Consider the following 743-nt stretch of genomic DNA (forward strand, 5'->3'; position numbering starts at 1 on the left):
CGGGAACGGGCTCGTTGACGATCATGATGTGGGTGACCCCCCGATCTGCGGGTTGGACGGTCGCAGGACGGTCAGTACGTGTGCGGGCGTGCGGCCCGGCTCGAGACGTACGTAGTTGCTCCTGCCCCAGGTGTAGACCTCGCCGGTGAGCTCGTCGCGCACCAGCACCGACTCGTGCCAGTCGAGGCCGAGCCGCGGCATGTCCAACGAGACCGTGGCCTCCTGGGTGTGGTGGGGGTCGAGGTTCACGACCACCAGAACCGTGTTCGAGCCCGCCCGCTTCGAATAGATGATCACCGCTTCCTGGTCGGCGTGGTGGAAGTGCAGGTCGCGCAGCTGTCGCAGCGCGGGGCTCCGCCGCCGGATCTCGTTGAGCTTGCCGAGCAGCGGGGCGATGGTGCGTCCTTCGCGTTCGGCTGTTTCCCAGTCGCGGGGGCGGAGTTGGTACTTCTCGGAGTCGAGGTATTCCTCGCTGCCGGGTTTGAGGGGGGTGTTCTCGCACAGTTCGTAGCCGGAGTAGACGCCCCAGGTGGGGGAGAGGGTCGCGGCGAGGACGGCGCGCAGTTCGAAGGCGGGGCGGCCGCCGTGCTGGAGGAAGGCGTGCAGGATGTCGGGGGTGTTGACGAAGAAGTTGGGGCGCATGTAGCTCGCGGCGTCGCCGGCGAGTTCGGTGGCGTACTCCGTCAGCTCCTGTTTGGTGGTGCGCCAGGTGAAGTAGGTGTAGGACTGCTGGAAGCCGGTGG

At 67.2% G+C, this 743-nt stretch carries 1 pseudogene; it reads right to left on the reverse strand.

Annotated features, from left to right (window positions below):
- Positions 1–21: 21 nt before the first annotated feature.
- Positions 22–743 (reverse strand): annotated as a pseudogene (locus tag SMA5143A_RS42455) (alpha-1,4-glucan--maltose-1-phosphate maltosyltransferase); the annotation flags it as partial.

It is taken from the genome of Streptomyces sp. MA5143a (assembly GCF_900290235.1).
Taxonomy (GTDB): domain Bacteria; phylum Actinomycetota; class Actinomycetes; order Streptomycetales; family Streptomycetaceae; genus Streptomyces.